Origin of the sequence: Brachybacterium kimchii, assembly GCF_023373525.1 — a bacterium.
GTDB lineage: Bacteria > Actinomycetota > Actinomycetes > Actinomycetales > Dermabacteraceae > Brachybacterium > Brachybacterium kimchii.
Map to the genome: position 1 here is coordinate 3259242 of NZ_CP097218.1, position 16325 is coordinate 3275566.

The window sequence follows — 16325 nt, forward strand, 5'->3', positions numbered from 1 at the left end:
GGCTCAGATGCCGAGCAGGCGGCGCGCGTTCGCCAGGCCGCGCGTGCAGCCCAGCAGGCTGTCCTCCCAGCCCTCGAACTCGATCGCGACGAAGCCCGTGAAGTCGGAGGCGCGGATCCGGCGGCAGATCGCGGCGAGATCGAGGTCGCCGCAGCCCACGACCGCCCCTCGCAGGTGCTTTCCGCCGCGGCTGCGGAACCAGCCCTCGCCGGGATCCGCGTCGGCCGGGCGGATGTAGAAGTCCTTGAGGTGCACGACCATCGCGTAGGGCAGGTTCTGGGCCACCGACGCCTCGGGCGACTCGTCGACGCACACGAAGTTTCCGACGTCCAGGGTGGTCAGGAAGTTCGGCTCGTCCACCGCGTGCACGATGCGGCGCACGCGATCGGCGGCCTGCACGAAGAATCCGTGGTTCTCCAGGCTCGTGGTGATGCCGAGGGTCGCCGCGCGCCGGGCGATCTCCTTCGCGCTCGCCACGATGCGGGGCAGGACCTGCTCGAACAGTGGGGTGTCGTCCCCCTCGACCCCGGCGTGGCGCACCACGTCGTGGCGCATGCGGGTGATGCCCAGGCGGTGCGCGAGGTCGACATAGGCCTTCACCCGGGAGATCGCCGCGGCCGACTCGTCGGGATCCTCGGACGTGAGATCCGCGCCGACGGCGAGGCTGGAGAGGGTGATGCCCGCGGAGGCCGCGTGCTCGCGGACCGCGTCGAGAGCGGCCTCGTCCCATCCGATCGAGGGGACGGGGGAGTCGGGCTCGTCGGAGAGGATCGCGAGCTCGAGATGCTCCGCGCCGCTCGCGGCGACCCAGTCGATCACCTCCGTCAGCGTCATGTCGCCGGTGGAGAGCCTGGAATGGAAGGAGTACGAGCTGAAGCCGAGACGGAGGTCGGAAGTCACCGGATGATCCTCGAGGGCAGTGGGGCGGGCCGGGGCGCGGAGCCGACGAGGACGCCGGCAGCCGACGGCGCGCGGACCGAGGACGCGGCGTCTGCTTCGACGCACGGGACCGGTCGGCGGCCTGTGTGAATGGTTCCAGTATGGCGGGGGCGTCGCCGGGGTGCGCCGGAGGGTTCAGCATGCGGAAGGCAGGTGCTGGCGTCCGGGACTGCGATCCGGGCCCGCGGTTCGGGGAAGTGGTCCGGGGCCGCGGCCGCGGTGGTGCGGCTGCGGCGACTCAGCCGAGGATCCGCTGCGCCGCGAGGTCCAGGGCGGCGTGCGCTTCGGGGACGTCCGCGCCGGGGTAGACGTGGAACGCGCCCTCGACGAGGTCGAGCTCCACCTCGCCGCCCTGTGCGCGGACGCCTTCGACGAATCGCAGCACGTCCGGGAGCAGCAGGTCGTGCGTTCCCTGCAGGACGGTGAGCGGCGGCAGGGAGCCGAGGTCCCCGAAGATCGGGCTGACCATCGGGTCGGTGAGGTCCAGGTCGCCCGCCCAGTTCCGGCCGGAGAGGTGCAGATTGTCGACGGTCATCAGCACGTCGGCCGGCTCCATCCGCACGGACTCGGGATCGGCGGTGCGCAGGTCGACCCAGGGGGCGTGGACCACCAGGTGATCCGGCATCCGGGTGCCGTTCTGCGCGGCGCGCAGGGTCTGCACCAGGGCCATGTTCCCTCCGGCGGATTCGCCGGCGACGATGTACCTGCTGTCTCCGGCCGCGCGCGGGACCTCCTGGGCCAGGGCGTCGATGAACGGCAGGGCGTCCTCGACGGTTCCGTCGGGCCCGGGCAGGTAGTGCGGGATCCACAGGTCGGCGCCGGTGCGATCGGCCAGCCCCAGCACGATCCGCCAGTGCGCCTGCTGGAACGGCAGGGTGTAGGCGCCGCCGTGGAAGTAGACGACCTGGATCCCCGATCCGCGCTCGCGCGGATGCAGGACCTGCACCGGGAACCCGGCGATCTCCCTCTCCTCGACGTCGAAGCGCTCGGGCACGTCGGGCGGCATCGGCGCCGGCTCCTTCGCGCGACCGGGCTGCTGGGCGTCCCTCATCGCCTGGACGTGGGCGGGCTTGGCGGCGAGAGCGGCCTCGTAGGCCTCCTGGAGCGACGCGGGCATGGCCCGATCCTTCGTCCGGGCGCGGGAGCTGTCAATCGGCGGACCGCCGCTGGTGGGGGCATAACCCGCTCAAGGCCGCGGCACGTGCCGCGTCACCACCCGGGGGCCCGGGTTCAGGCCGCGACGCGCTCGAGGTCCTCCGCGTCCACGTCCTTGCCCGTCGGATCCCAGCGGTTGAGCACCAGCGAGATCGCGCCGAGCAGGGGCGCGCAGGCGACGATCCAGAACACGCCCGTGCCCAGCTGAGCGGTGAGGATCGGGAAGCCCAGCAGGGAGAGCACGGAGAAGGCCCGCAGGGTCCCCTGGTTGAAGCCGACGCCGATCCCGCGCAGACGGGTGGGGTAGGAGAGGGTCGCGAAGTTCATGAGGTTCGCGCCGGGGCCACCGGCCTGCGCGAAGATGAACGCGGCGAGCATCGCGACGGCCACGAGCACGAGCGCGCTGCTGGGCACGCCGATCGCGGCGAGGGTGAACAGGGCCGCCGCCTGGATCGTGAAGCCCACCAGGGTGACCCGGCGCGAGCCGAAGCGGCTGACCACGCTCATGCCGATGAGCCCGCCGGCCAGACCGAAGCCCATGTTGATCACGAGCGACGACACGATCGTGACCAGCGGGCCCTGGTGGAAGAGCGTCGCGATGATCAGCGGGGTGCCGTAGGCGACGGCGTTGTACCCGAAGGTCGAGAACACGGAGACGCACAGGGCGGCGACCGTGCGCTGCCGGAAGCGCGGGGAGAACAGCTCGAGGACGTTCGACAGCCGGGTGCGGGCGCCTTCGCGCTCAGTGCCGCTGGAGACGTCGGCGTTGAGCTCGGCGGTGATCCCGTAGTGGCTGGAGAGCACGTCGACCGCGCCGCGCAGGTCGCCCTGGTCGGCGAGCCACTGCGGGGACTCCGCCATGAAGCGTCGGCGCACCAGCAGCACGATCACGGCAGGCACAGCGCCGAAACCGACGACGATCCGCCAGAGGTGGTCCTGCTGAGTGGTGGGCAGCAGCCAGAAGCACAGGAGCACGATGAGGTACCCGGTGCCGGTCGCGAAGTACCAGGCGGGGGACCACGCGTTGACCCGCTGCGAGCGGTTGCCCTTGCCGCGCAGCCGGGAGAACTCCGCGAGGAAGGCCATGGCGACGGGGATGTCGAGGCCGACCCCGATGCCCATGACGAAGCGGAAGCCGATGAGGGACCAGACCTCCGGCGCCAGTGCGCTGCCGAGCGCCGCGACGACGAAGAAGACCATGTCCGCCATGAACAGCCGGTACCGGCCGAAGCGGTCCACGAGGTACCCGCCGGCCAGGGCCCCGACCACCGCGCCGACCATGATCGACGCGTTGACCAGGCCCGTCATGAAGCCGTCGAGTCCGAACTGCACTTTGATGGCGGGCAGTCCGAAGGCGATCGACGAGAAGTCGTAGGCGTCCATGAAGATCCCGCCGAGGGCCAGCAGGATCACCGCGGTCGCCTTCGGATCGCGCGATCCGAGCGCAGAGAGGATCCGGCTGACGTCGGCTGCGGAGGAGACCCGCAGGGGCACGTCGGCGTCAGGACGGGCGCCGGGTTCGGGACGCGCGGAGCTGTTTTCGAGCGCGTTGGAAGAGGGGTCCATCGTCGGGGGCATGGGAACGATTGTGGGGGCCGTCGGCTGAGGTGCGTCGGTGTGTGTCGGAATGTGTCGGAGGGAGTAGTGTGCGCCCTCCAACGTTCCGATAGGGCCTCCGGGTCATGGGAAGTCATTCACCCACCGGCACCCCGACCCCCGGCTCCGGGAGGTACACGGTCCCGCCGCGCTCGCGGAACTCCCGGGACTTCTCCGCCATGCCCGCCGCCGCGATCTCCTGCTGGGCGGCCTCGCCGCCGAACTCGTCGCGGATGTCCTGCGAGATCTTCATCGAGCAGAACTTCGGTCCGCACATCGAGCAGAAGTGCGCGGTCTTCGCGGGCTCGGCCGGCAGGGTCTCGTCGTGGTACTCCTCGGCCAGCTGCGGGTCCAGGGAGAGTCCGAACTGGTCGCGCCAGCGGAACTCGAAGCGCGCCTTCGACAGAGCGTCGTCCCGTGAGCGGGCCCCGGGGTGGCCCTTGGCGACATCGGCCGCGTGGGCGGCGATCTTGTAGGTGATCACGCCCGTCTTCACGTCGTCGCGGTCCGGCAGACCCAGGTGCTCCTTCGGGGTCACGTAGCAGAGCATCGCGGTGCCGTAGCGGGCGATCTCCGTCGCCCCGATCGCCGAGGTGATGTGGTCATACGCAGGGGCGACGTCCGTGACCAGCGGCCCGAGCGTGTAGAACGGCGCCCCGTCGCACAGCTCCTGCTGGCGCTCCACGTTCTCGCGCACCAGGTGCAGCGGCACGTGGCCAGGGCCCTCGACCATCACCTGCACGTCGTGCTGCCAGGCGCGGCGGGTGAGCTCGGCGAGGGTGTCGAGCTCGGCGAACTGGGCGGCGTCGTTCGCATCTGCCAGGGACCCGGGACGCAGCCCGTCGCCGAGCGAGAAGGAGACGTCGTAGCGGGCGAAGATCTCGCACAGCTCGTCAAAGTGCTCGTAGAGGAAGTTCTCCCGGTGCCTGGCGAGGCACCAGCCGGCCAGGATCGAGCCGCCGCGCGAGACGATGCCCGTCACCCGGTTCGCCGTCAGCGGCACGTAGCGCAGCAGCACGCCGGCGTGGATCGTCATGTAGTCCACGCCCTGCTCGGCCTGCTCGATCACCGTGTCCCGGAATATCTCCCAGGTGAGCGCGTTCGCGTCGCCGTTCACCTTCTCCAGAGCCTGGTAGATCGGGACGGTGCCGATCGGCACGGGGGAGTTGCGCAGGATCCACTCGCGAGTGGTGTGGATGTCGTCCCCGGTGGACAGATCCATGACCGTGTCCGCACCCCAGCGGGTGGCCCACTCGAGCTTGGAGACCTCCTCGGCGATCGACGAGGTGACCGCCGAGTTCCCGATGTTCGCGTTGACCTTCACCAGGAAGCGTCGGCCGATGATCATCGGTTCCGCCTCGGGGTGGTTCACGTTCGCGGGGATGATCGCGCGGCCCGCGGCGAGCTCCTCGCGCACGAGCTCGACGTCGCAGCCCTCCCGCAGCGCCACGAAACGCATCTCGGGGGAGATCTCGCCTCGACGGGCGTAGTGCATCTGCGTGACGGTGCGTCCGCCGACCGAGCGGACCGGCGAGCGACGCGCGCCGCGCCACTCGGCGCTCGCCCCGCCGCGGCGCACCGCCCCGCGGCCGTCATCGGCCAGGTCACGGGCACGTCCCTGGTACTCCTCGACGTCGCCGCGATCGCGGATCCAGTTCTCGCGCAGCGCGGGCAGGCCGACCTCCGGCTCGCTGCCGGGGCCGGCGGTCCGGTAGACCTCGAGCGGCGGGTTCGGCGTCCCGGTGGGGGAGTCGTCCTGGGAGATCCTCGTGACCGGCACGCGGATGTCGTGCTCGGAGTCCTCGAGGTGGCCGAGGCAGTGGGTGGGGTAGTTCTCAGGGCGTGCAGACATGCAGTCGCTCTCCTTCTTCCTTCGCCGGCATGACCCGGAGCAGGTTCGGTCGGTACTCGGACTGCGTCAGTCCGATCTCAGCCCGTTGCGACGGGCACCCGAGGGATCGGCGACGACCGTAGCACGGGGGACGTGCGGTGGCGGCGGGCGGTCCGCGACGGGCAACGCACGCGGAGTCGCACGGCGGACTCGGTCGGATCCCACGCGTCCCGTCTGCCGCGGTGTCGGGTCGCGAGACGTCGGGTCGGCCGTCCGAGATGTCCGTAGAGTTCTCCCTGCCGTCCCTCCTCCGCGCACGCTGACGGGTCCGCGAACCCTCGCGACGGGGGCCCGCACATACCTCCTTCCGAACGGAACGACAGATGACCAGCTCGACCCCTTCCCCCGAGAACAACGGCTCCGCGAACTCCGGGTTCCCCGACGCCGGGTCCGCGAATGGTGCCTACGGCTCCGCCGGCGACACCTATGGTTCGGCGAGCGGTCCCTACGGGGCCGCGGACGGAGCCTCCGGCTCCGCGGCCCCCGCCCCGCAGTACGGGGACTCCTCGCAGGCCCCGCAGTTCTCCGCGTCCCCGCAGACCCCGGGCCAGGGGCAGGAGCCGCCGAAGAAGTCCAAGACGCTGTGGTGGGTGCTGGGCGGCTGCGGCTGCCTCGCGCTGCTCGCGATCGCGGCCGTCATCATCGTGATCGTCGTGCTCGTCAACAGCGCAGACACCGATGACGAGCCCGCTCCGACCACGGTCTCCGCCTCCTCGTCCGACGACGACGCGTCGGACGAGCCCAGCGACTCCGCCACGCCCTCCGACCACACCGTCGACGCGACCCCGGACGACGAGTCGTCGGCCGACGCCGACGATTCCGGCGACTCCGCTGCCGACGGCACGGACGTCGACCCCGACGACAAGGACGGCGCCCTCGCCGACGCGAAGATCCAGTCCGACATGCTCTTCTCCTCGAAGAAGGGCATCCACGACACCCTCGTCTTCGAGGGCTACAGCGAGGAGACCGCCACCTACGCGGTCGACCACGTGGACGCCGACTGGAACAAGAACGCGCTGGAGAAGGCCAAGTCGTACTCCGCGGACGGCATGTCCGACGACGAGATCCGCGACCAGATCACCTCCGAGTACGGCGAGCAGTTCACGAAGGAGCAGGCGGACTACGCGATCAAGCACCTGCACGACTGAGCGCGTCGTCGGTGGCGCCGCCGCGCCGCGTCACCCCACAACGGCTGGTTCGTCGGTCCTTCGGAGCAGAATGCGCACATGAGACCGACCAGCGATCCGGCCGAGGAGCCGGGGGAGTGCAGGGGTACAGCCCCGCCCGAGGGCGCCTCGGTCTTCGACGCCCTGTGCGCCCACTACGCCCAGGGGCTCGCGAGCGGCGGTGACGTGCGCTGGCTCGCCCACGCGTGGTCCACGCTCGCCGTCGTCGGTGAGGTGCCCGTCGAGATCCCGTCGGGAGGCGTCGAAGGGGCCGATGCGCGCATCCGCCTGGCGGCGCTCGCCCTGTTCGGCGCCACCTATGACGGCACGGACGAGGAGCCCGAGCCGCCTGCGATCCTCGAGGGGGCCCATGCCCTCGCCGCGGCCGACATGGCCGCGTGGATGGCCGCGCATGACCTGATGACCGTCGCCCAGCTGCAGGCCGAGGCCGAGCGCGTCGACCCGGACGGCCCGACGGCGGAGGTCCCGGCGGCAGACAGCGCGGCCCGGGAGCAGTCCGACACGTACCCGGCCCGGGACGCCCCGGTCACCGACCCTGCCCTGTGCACGGAGGACGTCGAGTTCGCGATCGACGCGGTCGCCGGCGAGGTCATCAGCGCCTACTCGCGGCTGCGTCCGCACGTCGTCGCGCTCTTCGCCGAGCTGTGGGCGCAGAGCTACCCCGCGTCGGACCCGGAGGACGCGGACGACTCCCGCAACGGCGGGACCTTCGTGTTCCCGCACTCGACCTATCCGCTGCCCGACAACGAGACGCTGATGATCCTGAACGACAACGGCAGCGACACGGAGAAGCGCGCCGCCATGCTGCGGCTCTTCGCGCAGATGCAGTCGCTGAGGACCTGAGCCGTCCGCAGCGGTCCGCAGCGGCCCCGCATCCGGGCTCGCCGCCGATCGGGCTCGATTCGGTCAGTCCGACTCGATCAGTCCGACTCGATCAGCCGAAGCGATCAGTCCGCGAGGAAGTCTGTGATCAGCGCGTTCACCCGGTCCGGGCACTGACGGTTCGACCAGTGCCCCGCCCCGGCGATCAGTTCGAACCTCGCACCGGGGATGGCGTCCGCCGCGGCGCGCGTTGTCTTCGGCGGCACGGCCACGTCCTTGCTGCCCTGGATGATCAGCGTCGGGCACTTGATGCGATGCAGATCGGGACGCAGGTCGACGGTCATGCGCCGGAAGCCGATCGAGGCGTTCTGCCAGTCCGAGGAGGCCGAGCCGTGGGCGAGCACGTCGGCATGGAACTCGTCGACGATGTCCTCGAGATCGTCGACGGGGCCCGCGAACAGGCTGGTGCGGGCGAACCACGCGCACGCCGCGCAGCTGCGGAAGACCAGCGACGGCAGCGTCCGGTTCAGCAGACGGCATCGCGCCGTCACCCACAGCAGCTGATGGACGACGGGCGGGAACGACAGGATCCCGGCCGGCGCGAGCGCCACCAGTCGCGAGACGCGCTCGGGTCGCTCGATCGCGTACGCGAGGGCGAGGGCGCCGCCCTGCGAGAGCCCGACGTGGTCGACCGCGTCCATGGCGAAGCGCTCGAGGACGGTATCGATGCACCGCAGCATCCGCTGATGGTCCGCCGTCCCGTCCCAGGGGATCGAGCCGCCCTGCTTCGGCCAGTCCAGGGCGAGCACGCGATGGGACTCGGCGAGGACGGGGATCAGTCGTCGCCAGCTCAGGGAGGCGCTGTCGTTGCCCGCACCGCTGAGGAGCAGCACGGGCGAGCCGTGCTCACCGCGCGTGATCACCTGCAGGGAGCCCTCGGGCTGCGGTATGCGCACCACGTCGCCGAGGTCGGAGCCGAACGGGGCCGCCGTCATGGCTGCATCCTCCTCGGGCCGGCGGAGCGGTCGCGCGCGACGGCCCGTCGGTCCCGGGACCGGCTCATCCCCATAGGCTCGCGTAGGCGGCGCGGATATGGGCCTCGATGCGCTCGGAGGCCAGTTGCGCGGACCCCTCCTCGATCGCGTCCAGGATGCCGTGGTGCTCCGCGCGCAGCCTCGCGATCAGCGCGTCGGAGTCCTCCAGGGTGCCGAAGGCCTGCAGGATCGGGAGCCGCATGGACTCGCGGATAGCGATCGTCATGTCGGTGACCAGACGGTTGTGACCCGCCTCGGCGAGGGCCACGTGGAAGGCGGTGTCGAGCTCGTTGAACTGGGCGCGATCGATGCCGGGTTCGTCCATGTCCCGGAGGATCTCGCGCAGCCCCGAGAGGTCCTGCGCGGAGGCATTGCCCGCGGCCAGGCTCGCGCTCGAGCGCTCGAGCATGACGCGCGCCTCGAGGACGTCGGCCATCGGGAAGCTCGACAGCGCGACGTGCAGGCGCAGCAGCCGCGTGAGCGCATCGCTGGTCTCCGCCACGACCTGGGTGCCGGCGACCGGCCGCGAGCCCACGGCGGAGCGGACGGCGCCCTGCGCCTCGAGCGTGCGGATCGCCTCGCGCACCGCGGCGCGGCTGACCTGCAGCCTCTCGGCGAGGTCGCGCTCGGCCGGGAGGGTGTCGCCCACGTGCAGCGCGCCGCTGGTGATCTGCTCCTCGATGCGCTCGACGACGAGCTCGTAGGCGCGGCTGCGGTGCACCGGCCGCCAGGCGTCGGTCCGTGCCGCGCGGGGGAGCTCCGAGCCGTGGGCTGAGGACGCGGTGGTCACGACACGGCTCCCTTCGCGGCATTGACATGTGCTGCGCGCCACCCTAGCGTGCCGCTGTGTGGTCAGACCACTGATCGGTCCGGCCCACTGCCGCAATCCACGTCACCGTCGACGGAGAGCCCCTCACGCGCAGATCTCGCGCGGGCTCGGTGTCGCGGGCGACGGCCGTCCCCCCGTCCCGAGACCCCTGAGCGAGGTTCCCATGTACCAGCCCGTCCTCGATGCTCTGGGCGGTTCGCTCCTGCTCACGGCCCTGGTGGCGATGCTGCCCCTGGTGGTGCTGTTCGTGCTGATCGGGGTCGTGCGGCTGACGGCCTGGAAGGCGGGGCTCATCGCCCTCGTCCTCTCGCTGCTGGTCGCTGTGCTCGCCTACGCCATGCCCGTGGGCCAGGCCCTGCTCTCGGCCACCGAGGGCGCCGCCTTCGGGTTCTTCCCGATCCTGTGGGTCGTCATCAACGCGATCTGGGTCTACAACATGACCGTGGTGACCGGGCACTTCGACGTGCTGCGGCGCTCCTTCGCGAAGGTCAGCGACGACCAGCGGATCCAGGCCGTCATCATCGCCTTCTGCTTCGGCGCCCTGCTCGAGGCGCTCGCCGGCTTCGGCACGCCCGTGGCGATCACCAGCGTCATGCTCCTGGCCATCGGTATCAAGCCGCTGAAGGCCGCCGTGGTCGCGCTCGTCGCCAACACCGCGCCGGTCGCCTTCGGCGCGCTCGCCGTCCCGATCACCACGCTCGCCAAGGTCAGCGGCCAGGACGAGCACCTGCTCTCCTCGATGGTCGGGCGCCAGACGCCGCTGCTCGCGGTGATCGTGCCGATGATCCTGGTGTTCATCATCGACCGCCGACGCGGCCTCGTGCAGACCCTTCCGGCAACCCTGACCTGCGGCATCGTCTTCTCGCTGGCGCAGTTCGTCACCTCGAACTTCATCTCCACCCAGCTCACCGACATCGTCGCCGCGCTCGTCGCGGCGCTCGCCGTGGTGCTCCTGCTGCGCGTCTGGCAGCCGCGCGGGGCCTTCGTCCCCGCGGCCGATGCCGACGAAGCGTCCGGCCGATCCCAGGCCTCCGGCGCCGGCGTCCGCACCCCTGAGGAGATGGCCGAGGCCGACCGCGACGCGCACGACACCACGGCCGACGTGGTCCGCGCCTACGCCCCGTACGGCATCATCGTGGCGCTGTTCGTGATCACCCAGCTGCCGGGCATCAAGGACCTCATCGCCCACGAGGCGTTGAACCCCTCGTTCCAGTGGCCCGGGCTGCATCTGCTGAACGCCGCAGGCGAGCCCTCGACCATCCCGACCTTCAAGCTCGACATCCCGGCCTCCGCGGGCACCTGGCTGGTGATCGCGGGCCTGATCTCGATCCCCGTCATCGGCATCTCCCCGGCCCGCGCCTGGAAGGCGTACACCGGCACCTACCAGCAGCTGGCCGCGGCGATCGTCACCGTGATGGCCGTGCTCTCGCTCGCGTACGTCATGAACGCCTCCGGGCAGACCTCGACGCTGGGCACCTGGCTCGCGGCCTCCGGCGGCCTGTTCGCCCTGGTCTCCCCGGTGCTCGGCTGGATCGGCGTGGCCGTCACCGGCTCGGACACGTCCTCGAACTCGTTGTTCGGCGCCCTGCAGGCCTCGGCCGCGCAGCAGGCCGGCCTCGAGCCCCTGCTGACGGCCTCGGCGAACTCCTCGGGCGGCGTGCTGGGCAAGATGATCTCCCCTCAGAACCTCGCGATCGCCGCCGCGGCCGTGGGGCTCGCGGGCAAGGAGGGGGAGATCCTGCGGCGCGTGCTGCCCTGGTCGATCGTCTTCCTCGCGCTCATGTGCGTGATCGTGTTCCTGCAGTCCACGCCGGTGCTCGCCTGGATGATCCCCTAGGGGCGTCGGGCTGCCGGGACGCAGGCCCTGCGCGGCCCGGTCAGTCGTTGCCCGCGAAGACCGCGTCCATGACGGGCACGGTCTCGGGCTTCCCCTTGTCCACCGAGCGCTGCGCGGTCCAGGAACTGCCGTCGTCCCCGCGGTCGAAGGTCTCCTCGATGAGCTCGTCGGTCAGCAGCTCGGAGCCGTCGTCGCAGCGGTACCAGCTGAGCTTGTCGTGCCAGTGCTCGTCGTGGTCATGGGAGATCGTCGAGCACTGGATGCCGTTCTCGCTGCCGTCGTCCAGCTGGACGAACAGGGGGATCAGGTCGCCGTCGCCCTGATCCATGTCACCGTCGGCGGCGGTGGGGGAGTCGAAGCGGATCGCCGTGTGGTCGACCGCGGAGGTGATGCACATGGCCACCGTCTCGCCCTCGGCCATGTCGCACGCCAGGGCGCCCGCGGCCGTCGGCCCGCAGACGAACATGTCGTCGTCCTGGGCGTAGGGCGAGCGGGACTTGCCGCCCATCTCGCACAGGTCCTCGTCGACGTCCTCGATGGTCCAGGTGTCGTCGATCCACAGCGTGTCGATCGAGGTCGAGGCGCCCGTGGTCGAGCCGGAGGAGTCATCCCCGTCCTTGCTGTCGGACGGCTCGTCGGAGGCGTCGTCCTGACTCTCCGACGGATCGTCCGAGGGGGTGTCTGAGGGGTCGTCCGACGGGTCGTCGTCCGGGGCCGGCGTCTCGCTGTCCCCGCTGTCCGCGTCCTCCGAGTCGGTGTCGTCGGAGGCGGATTCGGTGGTCTCCTCGCTGGGCGAGTCGTCGTCGCCGGACTGCTCGGTGGTCGCCTCGGCCGTCGTCGGCGGATCCTCCTCGGAGTCGGATCCGCACGCGACCAGGCCGAGTGCGAGCAGTGATGAGGCGGCGCAGAGACACAGGATGCGGCGCATGGAGTTCCCCCTCCGTCATGCGGCGCCGGCGTCGATGCCGACGTCGTCCCCGGCCGCGCAGTGCACCGCTGGTGCGGCGCGCTCCCCGCGGCGGCCTGGTGCCATCCCACACGCTCGGGGCACCCTGCGCAACCGATCCGGACATTCCGGGGGGGGGGGGGGGGGGGGGGGCGGCGCGGCGCTTCGTGCGTGACGGGGTGAGCTGTTGGCTTCGTCGGGGGTGTGGGCCGACCGGTCCCCTCTCAGGGGGTGGAGCGCGGATCGCCCTCTCTCTTCGCACGATGGCCGAGTGCGATGCGCCAGCGCGGGTTCTCGGCGTCGGGGGGCGTCGCGGCTCCGATGACGGCGAAGCCGTCATCGGGGATCGCCACTTCGTCCCCCTCGAAGGCGGTCTCCACGAGGTCGCCATGGGAGCTCCGGATCATCAACTGGGCGACGCCGCGACCATCGGCGTCGCCCACGCGCATGATGCCCACGAGCGTCGTGCCGATCTTCGCCTGGGTTCCCTGGGCATGATCGACGAATTGCGTCTCCACCATCTCAGCTCTCCGTCTCGGGCTTCTGGACGTAGTTCGTCCTGCGGAAGTTCTCGTCGAATTCTTCCCGAGTGAGCCAGAGGTCGCCTGCCGCCTTGTCGTTCTGCTCGGCGCCCGGCCCCCAGGGGTTGCGGACGTGGATCATCGGCTGCATGTCCCCGGATCCTGGAGGGTTCTCCCGGTTCTCCACGCCCTCCACGATGTAGGAGTGGTTCGGGACGACGGTGTCCTTCTCGACGTGGTCGTTCTGGAACAGCCACCACCCTTCCTTCTCCGGCTGGGTGTCCACGACAACCGGCCCCTCGGCCAGATGGGCCTGGATGTCTTCGAGCGACGCATCGTCGTCGTAATGGGCATCGTTGCCGGTGATCATCTCGAGCGCGAGCTCGGGCTGGTCGCCGTTGAGGTCGGAGTACGAGCCGCCCATGTACTCCGCGGCAGCCTTCTCGTAGATCGATGCCCAGTTCGGCTCTCCGCCGCCGCCCTGCACGCCGGCGCTGTTGAAGGTGCCGTTCACCGTGATGTCGACAGGTTTCCCCTGGTCGTACATCGTGACGGTGTAAGTGCCGTCCCCGTTGTCCTCGATGTGTTGACGCAGGAATTCAGGATTCGCCCGGGCAGTGGCGCCGAGCGATGCCAGGAACCAGCAGTCGCCGACCCCGTGCTGATTGATCGAGTCGGACGTGAATCGGTCGACGTCGAGGTCGATCGGACCGTCCGGCTCCTGGTGGCCCTCCTGGTTCTTGTCCCAGTCCTCCATGGACTGCGGAATCTCGGGATCACCATTGCGGTCCTGGGGGTCCAGCGGCTTGCGCTCACCGTCCTCATCGCTGGAGTCGCTCCGATAACCGCTCTGCGGCCCGTCGCCGCGCGAGGCCCAATCCGCGCCGTGAGCGCCCGATGCCGAGTCTTGGTCCTCGGCCTGCTGTCTCAGATTCTCTCCGTGTCTACGGAGTTGGGCGACGTATCCGTCGAGTGATGGGCCCACATAGCCGCTCCACGTCTCGCGGAACGCCTCGGCGTCCGGGCCGTCCCACCGCGCCGCCGCGACGGCCCTCGCGAGGGAATCGCCGAGCGCCTCGAGACGCTCGGCGCCCTGCGAGACCTTGGTGCTGAAGGCCCTGAGCTGTGTCGTGTCGGCGCCGACGAATCCTGACATCGTCTCCTCCTGTCCTCTGCGTCGACAGCGTAGAGACACGATCAGCGGCTGCCCATGGGCACAAGTCCCCATGGGCAGATCGACCTAGGATGCCCAGGATGATGGGCAGTGGACGGGAATCGACGGGCGGATGCAGCCCGGGGGAGGTGACGCGTGAGCGCGTACGAGCAGCGTCGGCCGGGTGAGGACGGGCGGGAGACCGCGACGTCGGCCCGGGAACAGCGGACGGGGCGGCCGCTGGCGATCATCACCGCGGGACTCAGCGCCGTGGCGGGCGTGTGGTCGCTCGTCATGATCGCGACGGTCGTCGCGCTCTGCCGGACCACCTACCTCCTGCCTCCGTCCCCGGGATCGGAGGAGTCCACGGTCCACCATGGGTGGAACACCGGCGCGCTCTGGACGACGGCGCTTCCGGCTGTCGCGCTGCTGCTCGCGCTGTTGGGCGCGGTCATCGGCATCCTCCTGCTGGTGCGCAGGAAAGGGGGGAAAGCCTGGGTCCTGCTCGTCCCCTGCGCGGCTCTGGTGCTCGCCACGCTGGGGCCGATCATCGCCCTGGCTCAGCCCGCGCCCGTGTACTGACCCGTGCCCTGACGTGCACGGAAGCCTTCATGCGTGCGCCGAACCGGGGGAGCGGAGGCGTTCGACCGTCGTCCTCAGATGTCCCGGAACGTCTCGATCTGCGCACCGAGTGCGTTCAGGCGTTGGGCGAGGTCCTCGTAGCCGCGGTTGATGACGTAGACGTTGCGCAGCACCGAGGTGCCCTTCGCCGCGAGCATCGCCAGCAGGATGACGACCGCCGGACGCAGCGCCGGCGGGCACACCAGCTCCGCGCCGCTCCAGTGGGTCGAGCCGTCGATCAGCACGCGGTGCGGGTCCATGAGCTGCACGCGCGCGCCGAGCTTGTTGAGGTCGGTCAGGTAGATCGCGCGGTTCTCGTACACCCAGTCGTGCAGCTGGGTCTGCCCCTCGGCCGTCGCGGCGATCACCGCGAAGAACGGCAGGTTGTCGATGTTCAGCCCGGGGAAGGGCATCGGGTGGATCTTGTCGATCGGGGCCCGCAGGTCCGAGACGTGCGTGGTGATATCCACGAGACGGGTCTTGCCGTTGGCCGCGAGATACTCCTCGGTGCGGTCGTAGGTGAAGCCCATGTCCTCCAGGACCGCGAGCTCGATCTCCATGAACTCGATGGGCACGCGGCGCACGGTGATCGAGGACTTCGTGACGATCGCGGCGGCGATCAGGCTCATCGCCTCGATCGGGTCCTCGCTGGGGGCGTAGTCGACGTCGGCCCGGATCTCCGACTTCCCGTGCACCCGCAGGGTCGTGGTGCCGATGCCCTCGATCTCGACGCCGAGCTTCTCGAGGAAGAAGCAGAGGTCCTGGACCATGTAGTTCGGGCTGGCGTTGCGGATGATCGTCTCGCCCTCGTAGCGGGCGGCGGCCATCAGGGCGTTCTCGGTGACGGTGTCCCCGCGCTCGGTGAGGACGATGGGCCGACGGGGACCGGCGCCCGGGGTCGCGCTCGCCTGGTAGTGGCCCTCGGTCGCGACGACCTCGAGGCCGAAGGGCCGCAGCGCCGTCATGTGGGGCTCGACGGTGCGGGTGCCCAGGTCGCAGCCGCCCGCGTAGGGGAGCTGGAACTCCTGCTCGCGGTGCATGAGCGGGCCCAGGAACATGATGATGCTGCGGGTCCGACGGGCGGCGCCGGCGTCGATCGAGACCAGATCCAGGTGCTCGGGCACGATGATCTCGAGGTCGTTGTTCTCGTTCAGCCAGCGGGTGCGCACGCCGATCGAGGAGAGCACCTCGAGCAGACGGTTGACCTCCTCGATGCGCGCGACCCGACGCAGCACCGTGGTGCCGCGGTTCAGGAGTGAGGCGCACAGCAGCGCGACCCCGGCGTTCTTCGAGGTCTTCACGTCGATCGCGCCGCTCAGCGTGGTGCCGCCCTCCACGCGCAGGTGCGAGGGGGCCGACGATCCGATGCCGACGATCCCCGAGTCGAGGGCTGCTCCGATCTTCGCGAGGGTGTCGAGCGTCAGGTTCTGCTGGCCCTTCTCGATCCGATTGATCGTGCTCTGCGAGGTGGAGAGCTTCGCGGCGAGCTGGGCCTGCGTGAGGCCCGAGTGCAGACGGGCGTCGCGGATGAGGCGGCCGATTTCGTTCCGGTAGTCCTGGTCGCCCGCACGGACACCGGCGGCGGCGGACGCCGCGGCGAGCTGTGCGGAGGGGGCAGAGGGCGCGGTGGAGCCGTCTGCGGGACGGGTCTGAGAGGTGAACTCGTCGGTCGTCGTCATGCTCGGGAGCGTATCTCATCTATGAGATACCGGCAGGCAGTGTGATCGGGAAGACGTCTGCGGCGTGGGCGCCCACACCCTTCGCGCGCGGTGTCGCGCGTCGAGGGGACGGCCT

The 16325-nt window shown here is 70.4% G+C and carries 14 protein-coding genes and 1 riboswitch; of the genes, 4 read left to right on the forward strand and 10 right to left on the reverse strand.

Features of this window, described 5'->3' with window-relative positions:
- Positions 1-3: 3 nt before the first annotated feature.
- From M4486_RS14880 to thiC, 4 genes are all read right to left on the reverse strand, one after another.
- Complete coding sequence (locus tag M4486_RS14880) at positions 4-900, reverse strand: sugar phosphate isomerase/epimerase family protein (protein WP_249478047.1); 897 nt, start codon at positions 898-900, stop codon at positions 4-6.
- Between the two features lie 277 nt (positions 901-1177).
- Positions 1178-2056 (reverse strand): alpha/beta hydrolase fold domain-containing protein, encoded by an 879-nt coding sequence (locus tag M4486_RS14885; protein WP_249478049.1) that lies wholly within the window; start codon positions 2054-2056, stop codon positions 1178-1180.
- Positions 2057-2169: 113 nt separating this feature from the next.
- Positions 2170-3672 carry an MFS transporter gene (locus M4486_RS14890; protein WP_249478051.1) on the reverse strand — a complete coding sequence of 501 codons (1503 nt, stop codon included), beginning with the start codon at positions 3670-3672 and terminating at the stop codon, positions 2170-2172.
- Between the two features lie 112 nt (positions 3673-3784).
- Positions 3785-5542: a phosphomethylpyrimidine synthase ThiC gene (gene thiC / locus M4486_RS14895; protein WP_249478053.1), complete on the reverse strand. Its 1758-nt coding sequence runs from the start codon at positions 5540-5542 to the stop codon at positions 3785-3787.
- Positions 5542-5652: riboswitch (TPP riboswitch) on the reverse strand. (Overlaps the previous gene by 1 nt.)
- Positions 5653-5904: 252 nt before the next feature.
- Here thiC and M4486_RS14900 point away from each other — a divergent pair.
- Positions 5905-6729 carry an Ltp family lipoprotein gene (locus M4486_RS14900; RefSeq protein ID WP_249478055.1) on the forward strand — a complete coding sequence of 275 codons (825 nt, stop codon included), beginning with the start codon at positions 5905-5907 and terminating at the stop codon, positions 6727-6729.
- 78 nt (positions 6730-6807) lie between these two features.
- The gene (locus tag M4486_RS14905; RefSeq protein WP_249478057.1) at positions 6808-7611 is read left to right on the forward strand and encodes a hypothetical protein; all 804 of its coding nucleotides are present in this window, start codon (positions 6808-6810) and stop codon (positions 7609-7611) included.
- A 104-nt stretch (positions 7612-7715) separates the two neighbouring features.
- Here the strand turns inward: M4486_RS14905 and M4486_RS14910 are convergent, their stop codons facing one another.
- On the reverse strand, positions 7716-8585 hold the full coding sequence (locus M4486_RS14910; RefSeq protein WP_249478059.1) for an alpha/beta fold hydrolase: 870 nt from the start codon (positions 8583-8585) through the stop codon (positions 7716-7718).
- A gap of 64 nt (positions 8586-8649) precedes the next feature.
- Positions 8650-9414: a FadR/GntR family transcriptional regulator gene (locus M4486_RS14915; protein ID WP_249478061.1), complete on the reverse strand. Its 765-nt coding sequence runs from the start codon at positions 9412-9414 to the stop codon at positions 8650-8652.
- A gap of 202 nt (positions 9415-9616) precedes the next feature.
- On the opposite strand from M4486_RS14915, the gene M4486_RS14920 reads away from it, so the two are divergent.
- Complete coding sequence (locus M4486_RS14920) at positions 9617-11290, forward strand: L-lactate permease (RefSeq protein WP_249478063.1); 1674 nt, start codon at positions 9617-9619, stop codon at positions 11288-11290.
- 40 nt (positions 11291-11330) lie between these two features.
- On the opposite strand, the gene M4486_RS14925 is transcribed toward M4486_RS14920, so the two are convergent.
- From M4486_RS14925 to M4486_RS14935, 3 genes are all read right to left on the reverse strand, one after another.
- The gene (locus M4486_RS14925; RefSeq protein ID WP_249478065.1) at positions 11331-12218 is read right to left on the reverse strand and encodes a hypothetical protein; all 888 of its coding nucleotides are present in this window, start codon (positions 12216-12218) and stop codon (positions 11331-11333) included.
- Positions 12219-12460: 242 nt separating this feature from the next.
- Complete coding sequence (locus tag M4486_RS14930) at positions 12461-12757, reverse strand: hypothetical protein (protein WP_249478067.1); 297 nt, start codon at positions 12755-12757, stop codon at positions 12461-12463.
- Position 12758: 1 nt separating this feature from the next.
- Complete coding sequence (locus tag M4486_RS14935; protein WP_249478069.1) at positions 12759-13913, reverse strand: C2 family cysteine protease; 1155 nt, start codon at positions 13911-13913, stop codon at positions 12759-12761.
- A gap of 153 nt (positions 13914-14066) precedes the next feature.
- On the opposite strand from M4486_RS14935, the gene M4486_RS14940 reads away from it, so the two are divergent.
- On the forward strand, positions 14067-14492 hold the full coding sequence (locus M4486_RS14940) for a hypothetical protein (protein WP_249478071.1): 426 nt from the start codon (positions 14067-14069) through the stop codon (positions 14490-14492).
- 74 nt (positions 14493-14566) lie between these two features.
- Here M4486_RS14940 and M4486_RS14945 read toward each other — a convergent pair whose 3' ends face one another.
- On the reverse strand, positions 14567-16210 hold the full coding sequence (locus M4486_RS14945; RefSeq protein ID WP_249478073.1) for a helix-turn-helix domain-containing protein: 1644 nt from the start codon (positions 16208-16210) through the stop codon (positions 14567-14569).
- Positions 16211-16325: the final 115 nt, after the last annotated feature.